12 protein-coding genes, 1 tRNA gene and 1 pseudogene are annotated in these 15732 nt (G+C 60.4%); 4 read left to right on the forward strand and 10 right to left on the reverse strand.

The window, feature by feature from the left end; genetic code table 11:
• Positions 1-336: 336 nt before the first annotated feature.
• Positions 337-528: a hypothetical protein gene (locus K6M89_RS07875; RefSeq protein ID WP_097663773.1), complete on the reverse strand. Its 192-nt coding sequence runs from the start codon at positions 526-528 to the stop codon at positions 337-339.
• A 105-nt stretch (positions 529-633) separates the two neighbouring features.
• Between K6M89_RS07875 and K6M89_RS07880 the strand changes: the two genes are divergently transcribed.
• Positions 634-879: a hypothetical protein gene (locus K6M89_RS07880; protein ID WP_097580089.1), complete on the forward strand. Its 246-nt coding sequence runs from the start codon at positions 634-636 to the stop codon at positions 877-879.
• Between the two features lie 9 nt (positions 880-888).
• Here K6M89_RS07880 and K6M89_RS07885 read toward each other — a convergent pair whose 3' ends face one another.
• Complete coding sequence (locus tag K6M89_RS07885; protein WP_222139015.1) at positions 889-1278, reverse strand: hypothetical protein; 390 nt, start codon at positions 1276-1278, stop codon at positions 889-891.
• Between the two features lie 615 nt (positions 1279-1893).
• Between K6M89_RS07885 and K6M89_RS07890 the strand changes: the two genes are divergently transcribed.
• Positions 1894-2799, forward strand: a complete 906-nt coding sequence (locus K6M89_RS07890; RefSeq protein WP_222139016.1) for a DUF1499 domain-containing protein — start codon at positions 1894-1896, stop codon at positions 2797-2799.
• Between the two features lie 433 nt (positions 2800-3232).
• Here the strand turns inward: K6M89_RS07890 and K6M89_RS07895 are convergent, their stop codons facing one another.
• From K6M89_RS07895 to K6M89_RS07905, 3 genes are read right to left on the reverse strand one after another with little or no spacing between them, the layout of a single operon-like run.
• Positions 3233-4954, reverse strand: coding sequence for a saccharopine dehydrogenase family protein (locus K6M89_RS07895; protein WP_222139017.1), 1722 nt, complete (start codon positions 4952-4954; stop codon positions 3233-3235).
• A complete protein-coding gene (locus tag K6M89_RS07900) occupies positions 4951-5400 on the reverse strand; it encodes a thiol-disulfide oxidoreductase DCC family protein (protein WP_222139018.1) in 450 nt (149 codons plus the stop codon). The genes K6M89_RS07895 and K6M89_RS07900 overlap by 4 nt, the downstream gene beginning before the upstream one ends.
• A gap of 2 nt (positions 5401-5402) precedes the next feature.
• Positions 5403-6320 carry an MBL fold metallo-hydrolase gene (locus tag K6M89_RS07905; RefSeq protein ID WP_222139019.1) on the reverse strand — a complete coding sequence of 306 codons (918 nt, stop codon included), beginning with the start codon at positions 6318-6320 and terminating at the stop codon, positions 5403-5405.
• A 162-nt stretch (positions 6321-6482) separates the two neighbouring features.
• Here K6M89_RS07905 and K6M89_RS07910 point away from each other — a divergent pair.
• Both K6M89_RS07910 and K6M89_RS07915 read left to right on the forward strand, forming a co-directional pair.
• Positions 6483-6556: transfer RNA gene (locus K6M89_RS07910), tRNA-Gln, on the forward strand.
• Between the two features lie 427 nt (positions 6557-6983).
• Complete coding sequence (locus K6M89_RS07915; RefSeq protein WP_222139020.1) at positions 6984-7667, forward strand: hypothetical protein; 684 nt, start codon at positions 6984-6986, stop codon at positions 7665-7667.
• Between the two features lie 208 nt (positions 7668-7875).
• Here K6M89_RS07915 and K6M89_RS07920 read toward each other — a convergent pair whose 3' ends face one another.
• The 5 genes and pseudogenes from K6M89_RS07920 to K6M89_RS07940 form a co-directional block, all read right to left on the reverse strand.
• Complete coding sequence (locus K6M89_RS07920) at positions 7876-9054, reverse strand: GIY-YIG nuclease family protein (RefSeq protein ID WP_182210977.1); 1179 nt, start codon at positions 9052-9054, stop codon at positions 7876-7878.
• A complete protein-coding gene (locus tag K6M89_RS07925; protein WP_222139021.1) occupies positions 9047-11116 on the reverse strand; it encodes a DEAD/DEAH box helicase in 2070 nt (689 codons plus the stop codon). Before K6M89_RS07925 ends, K6M89_RS07920 begins: the two co-directional genes overlap by 8 nt.
• Positions 11117-11119: 3 nt before the next feature.
• Positions 11120-13897, reverse strand: a complete 2778-nt coding sequence (locus tag K6M89_RS07930; protein WP_222139022.1) for a class I SAM-dependent DNA methyltransferase — start codon at positions 13895-13897, stop codon at positions 11120-11122.
• Between the two features lie 349 nt (positions 13898-14246).
• Positions 14247-14495, reverse strand: a pseudogene (locus K6M89_RS07935) (TetR/AcrR family transcriptional regulator); the annotation flags it as partial.
• Between the two features lie 2 nt (positions 14496-14497).
• Positions 14498-15277, reverse strand: coding sequence for an SDR family NAD(P)-dependent oxidoreductase (locus tag K6M89_RS07940; protein WP_222139023.1), 780 nt, complete (start codon positions 15275-15277; stop codon positions 14498-14500).
• Positions 15278-15732 lie beyond the last annotated feature (455 nt).

Consider the following 15732-nt stretch of genomic DNA (forward strand, 5'->3'; position numbering starts at 1 on the left):
CACCCTCCGTCATGCTCGGCCTTGAGCCGAGCATCCACGCCGCACCCATCGGCAGCAGTTGCATGGATCCCAGGCTCAAGGCCTGGGATGACGGAGAGTGTGGTGGGCGGTTTTCGCCAAACGCGCCGCCAGAGTAGGGAGACTCCGCACAAGAACGAGCGAGTGTCCGCCCCACCCTCCGTAATCCTCGGCCTTGAGCCGAGGATCGGCCTTGAGCCGAGCATCCACGCCGCACCCATCGGCAGCAGTTGCATGGATCCCAGGCTCACGGCCTGGGATGACGGAGAGTGTGGTTTGCGTTTGCGCCAAGCGCGCCGCCAGAGGGAGAATGGAAGGCTACGCCGCCCCGGCCGGATCGCCGATCGGCAGCAGCGCCGGGTCGAGTGGGCGGTCTTGCGGGTTCTTCGTATCGGCCGGATCCTCGGCCGGCGTCAGCGGCGGTTTTTCCTGAGTGGGGTCGGGAATGCCGGGTGTCGGGGTCGGCCCGCGCGGCGGATCGGCATTGGGGATCGGATCTTTGTTCGGCATGATCGCCTCCTTTTCGACAAGGGAACGGCATCGCCGGGAGATGGTTCCACTTTCACGAGCCGGCATTCCTCTGTATGAGGAAGCCTCTCAAGCATGGAAACCAGCATGGCCATCCGCGATCGATTTTCGAAGAAACTGAACTGCCCGCAATGCGGCAATACCGGCTTTGCCGAGGCCTCGGAGATCGACGATCCCAAGCGCAAGCATCCGGATTTCAAGGTCGATCAGCTGCCGCGCGGCTTTGGCGTGCAGCGCCCTTCCAACCACCAGGAAAGCTTCATGCTCAAATGCGAATGCGGCCGCAAGTTCCCCTTCCGCAGCCTCGCGGAGGCCGCGGCCGAGCGGCGCTGATTCAGAAGTTCAGATCCGCTCCAGCACTTCGATGAAGGCATCGGCGAAGCGCACCAGATGCGCGGTCTCCTCGTCGGGCGCCTGCATGCGGATTTCGGTGCCGGCATAATCGAGCAGCGCCAGCACGACGCGCCTCTCGCTTTCGCCATCGGGAATGCGCAGCACGGCGATGCGCCGGCAATCCGTAATCAGGCCGCCGGCCGGCAGGTCGAACAGCAATTCGCCGCCCGCCCGGTTCGCCGCCTGGCGCACCGCCTCGCAGAAGCCGGCATCGCCGTCGGCATAGCCTTCGAGTGAAAGTTCGAGCTCGACGAGCTCCATCGGCAGCATCGGCTCGCTGTGGTCGATCCCGCCAAGCGCAGACGCCTGCGGCCTTGCTGCTATCTCGGGTGAAATCATCCCGCCTCTCCTGTCTTCACCGTGAGGAGATAAAAACCGCGGCAGAATGACCTTTTTTTGCCATATCAGCAAGGGCGCATGAATCGGCCCGGCCATCGCCCCGGCCATCTCGGGTAAATCCCATCGGATATTCCGAGACAACAGATTCAATTCAGCCGAATCTTGCCCGGATCCGGATGATTTTAGGCCGGGCTGGCCAAAAATCTGAATCCGGATCTAGAGCCTTTCCTGGTTAGATTGAAGCATTCTGTTGGCTCAAACGGAGTCGGATGGTCGACCGGCCGGCGCGCGTCGTAGCCCAGTTCTACGGCCAAGCCGGCCGGTCGATCAGTCGGCCCGTTTCAGCCAACCCGAAGGGCCGGGCATCTTTCCGCCAGGATCAGAGGCGATCGGCTCGGGCGTACCTGGGGTATGCCCATCGCCAATCGCCTCTGCCCTGACGAAAACCTGCTCCGGCAGAATGCTTCAATCTAACCAGGAAAGGCTCTTAATCAAAGAAATAGAGCATGATGTCGTCCGAAAACCGCTTCACACCTTTCCGCATCATGCTCTAAACAGGGATATGGCGATTTGCGTGGTTGAGGGCGCGGCGCTGACGAGCAACCGGTAAGTTTGATGGCCATCCGTTACGACCGTCCCGTTTCCAGCGCCGCCCGCGTTTCGCGGCTGCTCGGGGCGTTTTCCCTGGTTCTGGCGCTGGCGGTGCTGATCGCCCATCGCTTCGGCGGGCTTGCCACCCCCTATCTCGTGCTGCTTTTGTTCACCGCCGCCGGCTTCGCGCTGCTCGCCGCGCTGCTGGCAGCCGTCGGCCTGCGCAGCCTCTGGATGACGGGGGCCGAAGGCGGGCTTGCCGCGCTTGCCGCGCTGATCTATGCCGCCTTTCCGCTCGGCATCGGGGCCTTTGCCGCCGAGCGTTACATGACGCTGCCCGATATCTACGACGTCTCCACCGATCCGATCTCGGCCCCGGACTGGCTGTCGACCCCGAAAGCCGATCAGATCTGGCTGAGGCGCAATCTTGTGACGCCGGAGGATCGCGAAAAGCAGATCGCCGCCTATCCCGAGCTCACCGGCCGGCGTTATGAGGGCGCGCTCGACCGCGTGCTGGAGGCGGTGCGCAAGGTCGCCAAGCAGAGCGGCTTTGTCATCGTCAGGAGTACCGGCACGACAGAGCCGGATCACGAGCCGGAGGACAGACCGGCAAAACCCGCAGCCGGTGACGAGGCCGTCGCCGATGCGCCCGGCATCGTTCCCGTGCCGACGCCGCGCCCCTATGACGACGATGTCGCCAAGCTGATCCGCGGCGCCAACGGCGTGACGCTGCAGGCGACCAACCGCACGCTGATCCTCGGCCTGCGCTTCGATATCCTCATCCGGCTGCGCGAAGAGGCCGAAACCACCTTCGTCGACATCCGCGTTGCCTCCCGCTACGGCCAACACGACCTCGGCTTCAGCGCCGCAATCGCCGGCGATTATTTGAAGGCGCTCGATGCTGAGTTGCTGGGGCTTGCGGGTGGGTGAGCAACGGTGGCGCAAAGCGCCAGCAATCGATCCGGCGAATCGATTGCAGTTGCGAACGCCCTGAGCCCAAAGCGAAGGGCCGGGAGAGGGTGCGGCAAACTCAACGCACTTCCAGCACCGCAAACTCGACGCTCCTGCCATATCACCCAACTAACCTCCCTCATTCCCTCGGGCAAAGCCCCGAGGACACAGGAATGACGGAGGAGAGGGTGGCTGGAGAGAGGGCGCGCCATCAGGCTGGAGCGAGGGCGCGCCGTGCCTGCCACGGCACACCGCAGAGAGGCTGGCAGGTGCCACGCACAACGATCAGCCCTCATCCTGAGGTGCCCCGCAGGGGCCTCGAAGGACGAGGGCGGGTGGCACCAGTGGCCAGCCCCGTCCTTCGAGGCTTCGCCCTGTGGGCTACGCACCTCAGGATGAGGCTGGAGAGGGCTCACTCCAGCACCAACCACCCCGAATACCGCACCATCAGCCCGGTCAGCCGCCCGCCGATCTCGACGTGAAAATGAAACCGCCCATCCCGCTCCTCCTCGTAAGTATCGCCGCCGGGCGCCAGGAACAGCGGCAGCGGGACCCCGCAAAACCGCCAGCCGCGCACGACAAGCCGCAGCCTGTCGCCCTCCGGCACCAGCGCCAAGAGCACCCGGAACGGACCGAAGACCTCGGCGAGCAGGTGCCGGTCGCTGCCCTTGCCCTCGGCCTGCCAGCTGCGGAACGTCTTGCCCCCGAATGTGCGCGTCCAGATCTCCCCGTCGCCATCGGCGGCAAAGCGCACCGCGACCGGCACATCGTCGCCCGCCGGGGGAAAGCCGATCACGCCGGCGACGAGCCGGGCGAGCAGCCCGCCGCCGCGCTCGATCCGTGCCCGGCCGGAGGCAAGGCGCGTGCCGCCGGCATGGATCGCGGCAAGGGCGGGCGGCAGCTGCTGCCAGGCGCTGCCGAGAATGCGCCGGTAGAGCGGCAGCGGCTCCTCCTCGTAGTCCAGCCGGATGCCTGAGGTGATCTTGAACCGCCGGAAGGCCGCTTCGAAATCCGCAAGCGACAATTCCCCCGCCGCCGGCCGCGCGCCACTCTCGGGCCGGATGCCTTCAAGCAGCCGGCGCACCAGCGCCTCCACGGCGATGACCGGAACGAACGGCCCGTCATCGCCTTCGGCAATCAGATCCCAGCTGGATGTGATCCGCCGCCCATCGCGATCGAGCCCGCCGGCGCGCACGAACATGCCGCCGCGATGAGCGCCGAGGGCGAAGCGGTGGCTGGCTTCCTGCAGCACCCTGGAAAACGGCTTGAGCGACGGCAGCAGCCGGAGGCGCACCAGCCGGGCGGCAAGCCCAAGCAGCCGCTGCAGCGCCTGCGGCTCGGTGCCGACGCCGGTGAAGGTCGATTGCAGGCCGGCAATGTGCTGCGGCAGCAGCGCAAGATCGGGCGCATCGACCAGCAGGAATTTCCGGCTGGCGAGCGGCGCCACGCCGGGCGGCGCGATCGTCACCCGCATGTCGTCGATCAGCCCCGACCCTGCGGCCGGCCGCCCCTCGCGCAGCACCGCCACCGGCTTGCCGGCATAGCTCGATATCGCCCGGACGACATTGAGGCCGATCTTCACATGCGCCGACGGGGCAATGCCCGCCGCCACGCTGTCGATACGGGAGAACTGCGGCGCCATCGCCGCGAGCGCCGCGAAGGAGAGCGCCGGCAGGCTGCTGAGGCCGGAGAGCGCAAAAACGCCCTTTGCCTTTGCCTCGGCATCGAGCCCGCTGATGCCGGCGACGAATCCGGTGCTGTCGGCAAGATCGGCATAATCGATGTCGAGCCCGATGCAGGCGCGCACGACCTTATAGGGGTCTTCCCCGAAACTCTGGAACGGTCCCGAGGCATCGACGACGAGATCCGGCCGCAGCCGCGTCAGCTGCTCGATGAGATCGCCGTCACGATCGAAGGCGACCGCCTGCAGCCATGCGCCGAGATCGTTGCCGCCGAGGCGCCCGGCCCAACCTCTCGGCGAGCGCAGCTCCGCCACGAAATCATCCGCCTTTTCGAGCGAGCGTCCGGCGATCAACAGCCGGAGCCTGGGTTCATCGCCAAGCAGCCGCGCCAGCCGCCCGCCGAACGTGCCGTAACCGCCGATGATCAGCAGCGAGAGCCTCTCGCCGCTCATGTGATGAACCGGCTGCGCTGCTCCGCCGTCGGCACCATGCAGCTCTGCCGGCCGGCGATCTTCAGCCGGTTGCGGGCGATGAATTCATAAAGCGCATCGGCAAGGCGGCGCGGCAGCAGCCGGAAAACCTTCACCAGCGACCAGGGAAAGCCGAGGCCGGCCACCATGCGGATCGAGCCGTCGGACTTGAAGAAGGCTCGGCCATTTTCGATCAGGATATTGGTCTCGTAGTCGCGCGCGTGCAGCCCGTAATGCCGGTAGAGCGCTGCGCCGAGCGGCGTCTGCGCCGCGAGGAACCGGTATCGCTGCTTGTCATGTTTCAGCGCGAATTTCACCCAGCCGGAGCAGAACACGCATTCGCCATCAAAGATGATCAGCGGCCGGTCATCGGCAAAGGCGGGCACATCGGCATCGCTGCGATAGCTGTAATCGGCTCGAGGCGTCATCCCTATCTCCCTGTTGCCGGCCGGTAGAGGGCGGCAAGCGAAGGCGGCCCGTCCGCCGCAATCTCGCCGCGCTCCAGAAGATCCTCGATATGGGCGAGCACCGAAAGGGCGGCCGCCCCATGCAGCTTCGGATCGGTATCGCGATAGATCACCTTCACCATCTCGGCAATCCGCTGGTCGCCCGCCTGGACGCGCGCCAGCACCGCCTGCTCGCGCTTGAGGCGATGCGCCTTCAGCGCCCGGAGGAAAGTCGAGGGTTCCGTCACCGGCCCGCCATGGCCGGGCAGCAGCAGACGGTCCTCGCGCTCAATCAGCCGGTCGAGCGATTCCATATAATCCGCCATCGAACCATCCGGCGGCGCGACGATCGAGGTCGACCAGGCCATGACGTGATCGCCGGAGAATAGGATGTCACGACCCGCAAGCGCGAAGGCGGCATGATTGGCCGTATGCCCCGGCGTCAGCACCGCGCTCAGCGCCCAGCCATCGCCCGCAATCGTCTCACCATCGCCGATCGCCATATCGGGCACGAAGGATAGATCCGAGCTTTCGGAAAAGGGATTGATCTCGCCATCGCGCAGCGGCCGCGCCGGCCGGTGCGGCCCTTGCCCCACCGTCACCGCCCCCGTTGCCGCCTGCAGGCGCTTTGCCAGCGGCGAGTGGTCGCGATGCGTGTGGCTGACGAAGATATGCGTCACCGCGCGGCCGGCAAGGGCCGCCATCAGCGCCTGATAATGCGCCTCGTCCTCCGGCCCGGGATCGATGACCGCGACCGAAGAGGAGCCGACGATATAGCTGTTGGTGCCGAAAAAGGTGAAAGGCCCGGGATTGTTCACTGTAATCCGCTCGACACCCGAAACAACCGGCACGGCCTGCCCATAGGCCGGCTCGAAAGCGAGGTCGAATGCGGGACTGTCCATGAAGGAATGATCTCGGGCCGATGACGTCGCCAATTCCTAGCACGACGGCGGGTGCTGCGCAGCGCATAAATCTGCGCCGGGTTAAACTTAGTCATTGTGACAGGCGAAGAGCTTTGCTAATCAGGCGTCGATTTGAGCAGGCGGTTTCCGCTCAAGCTCTGGTGGGGCGTCGCCAAGCGGTAAGGCAACGGTTTTTGGTACCGTCATCCCTGGTTCGAATCCAGGCGCCCCAGCCACGATTTTTATGCCTTTCTTGCTGATTTGCGCCTCACGACGCAGCGCTGGCCTTATGATCACATCATAAAGATAACTATAGGATTGTATTTATATCTTTATGAGCCGTCTAAGGCGCCCAGCTTTTCTGGGCCGCCGCTGCAATTCCTCTTCTGTCGTCGGCTATCCGAGTGCAGGCAGGTTGGAAAGCGATCCGCACACACCTCTTCGGCTTCCGCATCGTTGTAAGGCGAGGCTCCGCCTAACCCCACGCCACTAAACAGAAGAGAACATTTTACCAACAATATCGGCTAATTGATTTAGTATGAGGTTGCCTTATACAAACGGAAGAATATATTTCCTTATTTGCATTTCTTATGGATTTGTCTTGATTTTAGATGTGGCAATCGTCAAACTATGGGGAGTTAATCAAAGAGAACTGAGAACGAAATGACCAACATTTATGCGACACCTGAAAAGGTTCAATACGCCAAGAGACTTTTTGAAATCGGTATCGAATATCTTGAGAGGAAAGGCTATGAGATTTCACGTGTTCCGCGCGCCGGGAAAAAGAGCTTGCGCCGCGTGAAGAAGGGTAAGGAAGAATTCAACGTCGCTATTCGAACGTCGCAGGACCAGTGGTTTGCGTTCCCCCGCGATGACAGCACTGGCAAGTGGTTGGGTATGGATGATGTGGATGTCCAACGGGTTATTGTCGTTGCCCTTAATACCCGCGAGGAGGGGAAGGAAAAGATCGCCCTCGTTCACGACTTCACGGCCTCAGAGGTCCGTGACCGCCTGAACAAGAATTATAGGGCACGGCACGCCGCAAATCCGAACATCGATATCTCGCACGGAAACTGGATTTCCCTCTATAATAAGGAGGCGCGTGAACCGACTTCGTTCGTCGGCGCGGGCATTGGATTGGCGTTTCCGCCCTTCGATCGAGTGCCGCTGTTTGGTGTAGCCAGCGATGAAGTCGAAGAAGAGGACCTAGCAGATGCCGATGGGCCGATGCTTGCTGCCCCGGCCCCGGTCATCGATGAACCGCTTACCATCCCCGAAGCAAAGCGCCGTTTGGCGCTTACGTTTGGCGTTGATCCTTCTGCCATTAAGATCCTGGTTGAGGGCTGACCGAAGTCAAGAACACATGCTCGCTCTACAGCCGGTGAAGTCGTCGTATTTGCCCACGCCAATTCACCGGTGTGGGCTATAATGCTTGGTCGATTGAAGTTTCGCTCTGTCTAACGGGGTGATGCCGACTGAGGTGTGGTGCGCTGGGAAAGAGCCATTCACAATGTGACATCACATATTCGGTATCGGCGACATCAGTAGGTTACCGCTAAGAAAATCGGCGGAGCATTGCCGCTGACGGATCGTATTCGTACGACCTTATCGTCCCATCCTTCACTTTCGCCACGACCTCATCGATGACGTGGAGCGGCACCAGATACCATTCCTTCGGCTTCACTGGATTTCCGAATCGGTCCTGAATAGTTAGATCAAGGCGTGCCGGAGACAGCACGCGGTGCAAGACGTTTTCCAGCCTTGTACGGTTGATGTTGAAGAGCTTGTAGGTCGCGACGACTTCGACATCCGCAAGGAGGTAGGTGGAGTCGAGTGCCGCCTGCGCGATCCGCGCCTCCACCGTTCCGCCCGTGACGCCTACCTTGTGAATCAGATCTCGATGCGCGGCGACGTCGGGATGGTCGGATTTGCTTCGCAGGACATAGATGGTGCCGCTCGCGAGGTCTTCGTCGTCCGCTGCCCCGCCGAACAAAGGCCCCGCATTCGGGTCTGTAATTCGGCGTCCGGCGTCGTCCTTGTATAGCGCACGCTGGAACGATCGGAGCAGTAAGTCGCTTTCAGTGCCATTGTCGAAGACGACCCGAAGGCGCCGATCCGGCCTGCCGTAGTCCGTTTTGAATTCGTCGCCCAACGCGGCGACAAGCGCCATCTGGCCACCCAAAATAAAGAACTCACCCTGCTTGACGTCCGCGTCTTCTCCGAAACGTCGGGTCTCACGCGTGGCCTTGTCTAGGTCGTCTCTGACCCGAGCGAACAACGGCTTGAACGTTTCGAAGTCTACGCACGGTGTCCGGTCGGCGACCTCCTCTGCGGCGCGGACTTCCGTTCGGGGCTTCACATGAGTCAACTCGGTGAGGTCTACGTCGCCGATCGGCTCGACGCCGAGTTCTGCCAACAGAGCGTCGTCGTCCATCTCTTCGTCATTGCCGGCGGCAGGTGGGGTCGGCAGCAAGCCATATCGGTCGAATTCCCGAAGCAGTGTTCGGCAATCCTCCTGCGCGCGCAGCCTGTCGAGGCGCATTGCATAGAGGCGCTCGAAGATATCGCGCTCCTCGCCGTGCTGTGGCACACGACCATGTTCCTCGCGGAACCGGAGGATGTCCTCGAACCCCGCGATGATCCGTTCTTCGCGTGGAGTCCTTGTGCTCTGCTTCTTCGCCTCTGGTGCTGCACCGAGTTCGGCGAGCAGGTCGTCGTCGGAGATATCAGCCATTCTTCTGCTGCTCTACATGCCGTTTCAACGCGACTACGCCTTCCGCCATCCGTTTTTCCCATGCGTCGGCAGATGTGATGTCAGGCGCACGGCCGCGCTCCTGCATGAACTTCCTGGCCCGCAACGCCAAGTCCCGGGCTTCCTCGTAGGGAATACTGATCTTCTTGCTCGCGATCACCGCGGCGACCTGTTTCAGGGTCTGTTCGCTCATCGATTTAGCCAGGATCGAATAGGCAGCTTCGAACGGATTGATCCTGTCGATCATATCGATGTCGAGATTGCGGACGTCCATCGCGAATTTGCGGACGCCGTCGATCAGCGCCGATCCGCCCTTCAACAGCCCGGAGTCTTCCAATTCGGCGGCGATGGCTTTCGCCTTCTGCGTCAGGTTCAAGGCGGCGATTGCGTGCTGCCGAATTGCTTCTTGATCGACATCACTGAGTTCGGGATAGCGATCCTTGACGATTTTGCCCATGCGGACTTGGGTTAGTTCCTCCGGTACGGTCTCGTCATCGAACAAGCCCTTCTCCAAGGCCGGCTTGTCCTGAACGAATGCCGTAATCACCTCGTTGAGGTCTTCCTGGCAGATACGCTTTGCTTCATTGCTCTGCGGCGTCACAAGGCCGTTGATCTCGAAATGGAACTGGCCGGTCGCCTCGCTAAAGCCGACATTCGTTCCCTTGGGATCGTAACCTTTTTCGCCATAGTCAAAGTCTGGCAGCGGCCCGCTGTCTGCGTTCTTCGGCGTGAAATTGAAGCGCGGGGCGAGTACCTGTTCCATCAACAGGCTGGCAGCAATCGCCTTTAGCGTGTCGTTGACGGCATCCACCACGGCCTCTTCACTAGCGTCAGGTTCGGCGATCAGGTTGGTGAATTTTGCCGACGACTTGCCGGGGGCGTCGCGGGTGGCGCGTCCGATGATCTGAATGATCTCGGTTAAACTGGCGCGGTACCCAACTGTCAACGCATGCTCGCACCAAATCCAGTCAAAACCTTCCTTTGCCATACCGAGTGCGATGATGATGTCTACGTGATCGCGGTCGTTCTTGCGATTGGGGTCTTTGAGCGCTGACACGACTTTGTCTCGACGTACCGACTCGTCATCAACGAGATCGGCGACCTTAATGACACGTCCATCGGCCAATCGCACGAGATGGAACCCAGTCTTGGGGTCTTCGCCTTCCCATGTGCCGAGAGCGTCCATGATCTCGTTGACCTCTTTCACCTTGTCCTTGGTGCTCTCGCGAGAATTTACGTTTGGTATGTGAACTATCGTCTTAAGTGCTGGGTCGAGGACCTTGGTGATGGCGTCGAGATAGCGGCCGGAATAGAAGAAATAGCCGATATCCAGCGACTTCAGATGATCGTAGCCGTTGAGCTGCTCATAGTAGGTATACGTCACTGTGACGAACTTTGACTCGTCCTGCGGTGCGAGCACGGCCTCGGCATCGCCACGAAAGTAAGACCCCGTCATGGCGACCAGATGAACCCTGTCTCGGGAAAGAAACTGCCCGAGCTGCGCACCGAGCTTGTTGTCAGGATTGGCGGACACGTGGTGAAACTCGTCCACGGCTATCACGCAGTCATCAAAGGCTTCAATTCCGATCTCTTCGACAGCAAAGCGGAAGGTGGCGTGGGTGCATACCAGAACCCGGTCCTCGCTTTCGAGGAACTGGCTCACGGCTTTGACCTTGGACTTGGCGACGGACGTGTTCTCAATGCCGGCGACATTGCAGAGGTTCCACCGGGGCTTCACGATCCAGTCGGCCCAGAAACCGTAATTCGAAAGCGGCTCGTCGGCGAAGCTGCTGCCGATAGATCGTTCCGGCACGACGATGATCGCCTTTCGAACACCCTGATTGTGGAGTTTGTCGAGGGCTATGAACATGAGGGCACGTGACTTACCAGACGCCGGGGGCGACTTGATCAGCAGGTATTGCTCGCCGCGGTGCTCATAAGCACGCTCCTGCATGGTGCGCATGCCGAGTTCATTGGCCTTGGTGGATGCACCTGTCCCGGCGGTGCGCATGGAAACCGATGGAATGGCTTTTGTCGTGGTCATGAGTCAGGCCGCGCCTTTTCGTGTCGGTTTCTTCTGTGCCTTTTCGGCGTTCATTTTGGTGTACAAGTCGAAGAGTTTCTCAAGGCGTTCCGTGTCGTTGCGAAACCTACGACCGATGTATATGCGCTCCAAGACTTCGTCGTTTCGCTCATGGGCGGCTCGTAGGTCGGCAGGCATTGTGTCAGGGGCGTAAAGATCAGCGATTGTTGCCGGGAAGCGCGCTTCGCGCGCAAGCAGGATACCTTCAGCGCAGTGGGTCAGGTCGGCCTTGTTCTTTTCCGTCAGCACGGGCACCGGGAAGGTATTCCAACCGAGGGTATTGGAATATGAAAAGCGCATTTCCAATCGGACGCACACTGTGCCGATCCAAACCCAGTGAAGTCTTGAGGCGATAAGAGCCATGTTCCAAAGCGGAGCATCGTATATTGCATAGACCTTGTTGGTCACAGTTGTGTTGTTGTCCAAGAGGCCGCACGGGAGGAACTCACGGTTCTCAGAGGTGATTGCCGGAACAGCAATCGTTTGATTTCGTCCAATGTTCATTTCACGCATTTGATGGGCGCGACGTGCCATTTCGTTGGCACCTTTATCGCGACTAGCCAGCCGCATTGCACGAACTCCCTCTATGCGACGTCGAATACTTTCGATCTCCATTGCCTCATCAAGGTATCGATCTTCAATCCAGAGGCAATATCGGTCGATGCCGCGAATAAATTCTGCGGAGCCGAATATCCGTCTGACGAACCGAGCCTCCTGCGTCGTGGTCAGATTAAGGTCCTTCAGCTCATCAGATGACAACAAGAGATGCCCGCCGTCATAGGGCATATTGCCCCTGACCATTTCTGGCAGCCCGCCGACAGCCTTTTGGGCTTTATCGACCACAATATTCTGGCCTGGGACCAAGTAAGCATTTATGTATTCCGCCTCTCGGAGGATCAACGTGCCGTCTTCCTGAACCGAGAAAAGACGCCGAACCTTTTCTGCATGATTGGAAATGCCGACAATGATAACGGTAACGCCCGCATTGTAGCTGGCAAGATTTGCCCACTTGAAACTGGCATGTGCAAAGCTGATGGCATGCCCCGTTTCGAAGATGAGTGGCCAAAGGATCGGAACTTGCTGTCCCTGGCAAACAGAGTTGGTAGACACAAATGCAGCGACGGCGTTGGTCTTTGTGCCATAGTCCGCCGCTTTCATGAACCAACCCGCTACGTAGTCGAGCGATTTCCAGCTCGACGTCCTTCCGTCGAAAATCGACTTCAGATCAGACTTCTGCTCGTTCGATTGCCAAGTCGAACCTAAATAGGGCGGGTTTCCGCAGACGTAGATTTCGCCACCTTCGTTGTCAAAATCAATCTGTGATTGATTAAGTGGAGTATGAAAAAGATCGTCAGCATGTAGTTTAACGGCTGCCCCATTTGGCGGGCAGATACTCATCCAGTCAAGCCGAAGCGCATTGCCGCAAACGATCCAGTTGTCGGCGTCAAGCGGTAAGAATTCTGCCAAGGCTTCCTTCTGCCCTCGATAAAGCACGTCGCACTGATATTCGGCGATGATCAAAGCGAGACGGGCTATTTCGGCGGGGAAATCCCGAAGTTCTATGCCGCGAAAATTCGTCAGCGGGATTTCAGTACGCCGCTCGTGCTCTCCGCGGCGCTTGTTGATCTCCGCCTCAATCTCGCGCATCTGCTTGTAGGAGATAACGAGGAAGTTTCCCGACCCACAAGCAGGATCGAAGACCCTGATCCGCGACATACGGCGTCGAAGGTTCAGAAGCATACGAGAATTCGTGCCGGCTTCTTCCAGCCTTGCCCGCAGATCGTCCAGAAAGAGCGGATTCAAAACTTTGAGAATGTTCGGAACGCTGGTGTAGTGCATGCCAAGTGCGCCGCGCTCGTCGTCATCGGCAACGGCCTGGATCATCGACCCGAAGATATCGGGGTTGATCAGCTTCCAGTTCAGCCCACCGATATGGAGAAGGTAGGACCGGGCAATCTTGCTGAACCTTGGCGCCTCGGTGCTGCCGGAGAACAGGCCGCCGTTCACATAGGGAAAGCCGTTGGCCCACCGCGGAAGACTTGCCTTTGGTCTATCCTCAATCCTGATATTCATCGCCCGGAATAGTGTACTAATGACCTCATGCGTGTTCGAAGAATCTCGTTCGCTCATCTGATCGATGGTGGAGGTGAACACGCCCTCGCCGTTGAAGATATCGGTGTCTTCCGCGAAAAAGCAGAAGATCAGCCGGGCCATGAAGTGGTTCATGTCCGGGCGGCGCGCTGAGGTGGCCCAGCCGGGGTTATCTTTGAGAAGCTCAACGTAGAGTTTGTTCAACCGTCCCGTGGCCCGGATGTCGAACGAGCTTTCACGGATTTGCTTGACGGTAGTGATCCCTGCCAGCGGCAGAAAGAAACCGAAGTGATCGGGAAAATTCGGATAGGCGCAGGCGACGGTCTCGCTGCTGGCGAGGTCTTCCGCTTCGAAAAAAACGCCATCGGTCGCAAGAATGAACTTGGCTTTGTTCGTCGTGGTCTTTGGGCTGTTGCGTAGCGCGACTAGCGCCTCGCCGACCTTGCCTTCCGGGCAGGTGGCAATGTGGATATTGCTTCTCTGAAGCACGCCGCCAGCAACATCTGACGCGTTCGCCGATGGCGTTCGCAGTCGCTTGATGGTGGTTTCCTTATTGCCGAAGGCGGCAAGGAACGCGAACGGAAACTCGGTGGCGTCGAAAGGCTGATTGGCAAGCTCAGATACTGCCTCCTCGATTTCGACCGCATTCATTCTCTGACACTCTCATTCACTAGATTCTTGAAATCTTCTCTTCGGAGATCATGAATAGCGGAGAGAGAATGAGTCGTCACCGCATTGCAGATAATACACAGAGTGATCTGCGATGATTACAACAGTCATAGCATGGCTATCGCGAGGACCTATCTCTCGCAAGCGACAATCGTTGACACCGCACATCAGGTGGGACAGGAGCGGGGACTTAAGAATGGCTCAACACGCCCGGTCGGCGATGCCGGAAACTTGATTTCCAGGCCTTTGATGGGCTGTGCGAGAAAATTAAAATCTCTCTGGCGGACGTGAACCCACCCATCTCTGCCCCACAGCAATGTCTGCGCCAGCCCACCTCCCGTGCAAGCCGCGCCGGCGGTAACCCGCCGAAGCAGCTATCCAGGCTGATGCTGACGACGCCGTGGACTGCGCCGAAGAGGGTACGGGCGCAGATGGCGCGGTCCTCCGGGGGCATATCGGCTGCAGCTCGGCCAGCGGTTCGGCGATCCCGTCCATCAGGAAGAGGTGCTCGTCAAGATGCCATTGCCGCGTCGGGCTGGTTTCGGACGGGATGGTTGAACCGCGCCTTGCGGAGGTTTCGCGTCACCCGTGCTCCGCAAACAGACGAACGCCAGTCAACCCGGCAAGCTTCTCCACCAGCCCATCCTGAAACCCCGCATCACCAACCTCCGCCGCCGCCTCCCGCCGCTGCCGATGATACCAATACCCACCGCTGACCTTCGCAGCTTCATCCTCGCTTGCCGCCAGCCACGTCTGCGTGAGATGCCCCATTTCGAGGTCGTCGGGGGCGCCGGCGCCGCCCATCTTTGTCGGCACCCAGCCGGGGTCCACCGCGTTGCTCAGAACTTCCGGCCAGTGGCGGGCGATGGCAGCGGCGAGGGTGGCGATGTAGAGCTTGCTTTCCGAGTAGGCCTGGCTGGCGTTCCACGGCCGCTTCTTCCAGTCGATATCGTCAAGGGCGCTGTTGCCGCTGCGGTGCATGCCGCTGCTGAGATAGACCAGGCGATCGGGGCGGGTGATCCAGGCGGTTAGCAGATAGGGGGCAAGCACATTCACCGCCAGCGTCTTTGCGTGACCTTCCGGCGTTTCGCCCCGGCTCCGCTCGAGGTAGATGCCGGCATTGTGGATGACGGCGTCCATGCGGCCGATGGCGTTGACCTGCTCGGCAATCGATCGCGTTTCCGTGGCGCTGGCGAGATCGCCGATGACGATGCCGAGGGCGGTGGGCGAAATCTCGGCGAGGGCGGAGGCGCGCTCCAGGGAGCGGGCGTGCAGCACGACGTCATGGCCCTCCTTCATCAGGGTGCGGGCGGCGGCAAGGCCGAGGCCATCGGTGGAACCGGTGATGAAAATGCGGCTCATGGGGTTTCCTTTAGCGTGGTTGCCACAGAGTGCTTGGCCATGGGTCCTCAGGTCAAGCCCGATCCTCGGCTCAAGGCCGAGGAGGACGGAGGGTGGGGAGACGCGATTGGCAAGAGGCGAGATGCCGGAACGATTCCAGCAGTGTGGGGGTGCGGTTTTGCAGACTGGTTCCCACAAACTCCGTCATCCTCGGCCTTGAGCCGAGGATCCATGCGGCGAGCGCGGTGTTGGTGGTCAGTACCTGGCAGAGCAAGGGGCATTCGTCCTAGAACACATGCAAGCAGAGTGCTTGGCTATGGATCCTCGGGTCAAGCCCGAGGATGACGGAGAGGTGGGGTGGGCTGCGCGAAAACGGCAGCGAGCATGGATCCTCGGCTCAAGGCCGAGGATGACGGAGGGCGTGGTAGTGTTCCAACCAAAATCGGCTGTCCGCCCCCACCCACCCCCATCACCTC

The sequence above is a fragment of the Rhizobium croatiense genome (assembly GCF_019793465.1).
Lineage (GTDB): Bacteria > Pseudomonadota > Alphaproteobacteria > Rhizobiales > Rhizobiaceae > Rhizobium > Rhizobium croatiense.

Bases quoted from the DNA above. Each gene is read 5' to 3' on its own strand.
- K6M89_RS07920 (WP_182210977.1), bottom strand. From the start codon at position 9,054: ATGGCTGATATCTCCGACGACGACCTGCTCGCCGAACTCGGTGCAGCA.
- K6M89_RS07885 (WP_222139015.1), bottom strand. From the start codon at position 1,278: ATGATTTCACCCGAGATAGCAGCAAGGCCGCAGGCGTCTGCGCTTGGC.
- K6M89_RS07875 (WP_097663773.1), bottom strand. From the start codon at position 528: ATGCCGAACAAAGATCCGATCCCCAATGCCGATCCGCCGCGCGGGCCG.
- K6M89_RS07940 (WP_222139023.1), bottom strand. From the start codon at position 15,277: ATGAGCCGCATTTTCATCACCGGTTCCACCGATGGCCTCGGCCTTGCC.
- K6M89_RS07895 (WP_222139017.1), bottom strand. From the start codon at position 4,954: ATGAGCGGCGAGAGGCTCTCGCTGCTGATCATCGGCGGTTACGGCACG.
- K6M89_RS07915 (WP_222139020.1), top strand. From the start codon at position 6,984: ATGACCAACATTTATGCGACACCTGAAAAGGTTCAATACGCCAAGAGA.
- K6M89_RS07880 (WP_097580089.1), top strand. From the start codon at position 634: ATGGCCATCCGCGATCGATTTTCGAAGAAACTGAACTGCCCGCAATGC.
- K6M89_RS07900 (WP_222139018.1), bottom strand. From the start codon at position 5,400: ATGACGCCTCGAGCCGATTACAGCTATCGCAGCGATGCCGATGTGCCC.
- K6M89_RS07925 (WP_222139021.1), bottom strand. From the start codon at position 11,116: ATGACCACGACAAAAGCCATTCCATCGGTTTCCATGCGCACCGCCGGG.
- K6M89_RS07890 (WP_222139016.1), top strand. From the start codon at position 1,894: ATGGCCATCCGTTACGACCGTCCCGTTTCCAGCGCCGCCCGCGTTTCG.
- K6M89_RS07905 (WP_222139019.1), bottom strand. From the start codon at position 6,320: ATGGACAGTCCCGCATTCGACCTCGCTTTCGAGCCGGCCTATGGGCAG.
- K6M89_RS07930 (WP_222139022.1), bottom strand. From the start codon at position 13,897: ATGAATGCGGTCGAAATCGAGGAGGCAGTATCTGAGCTTGCCAATCAG.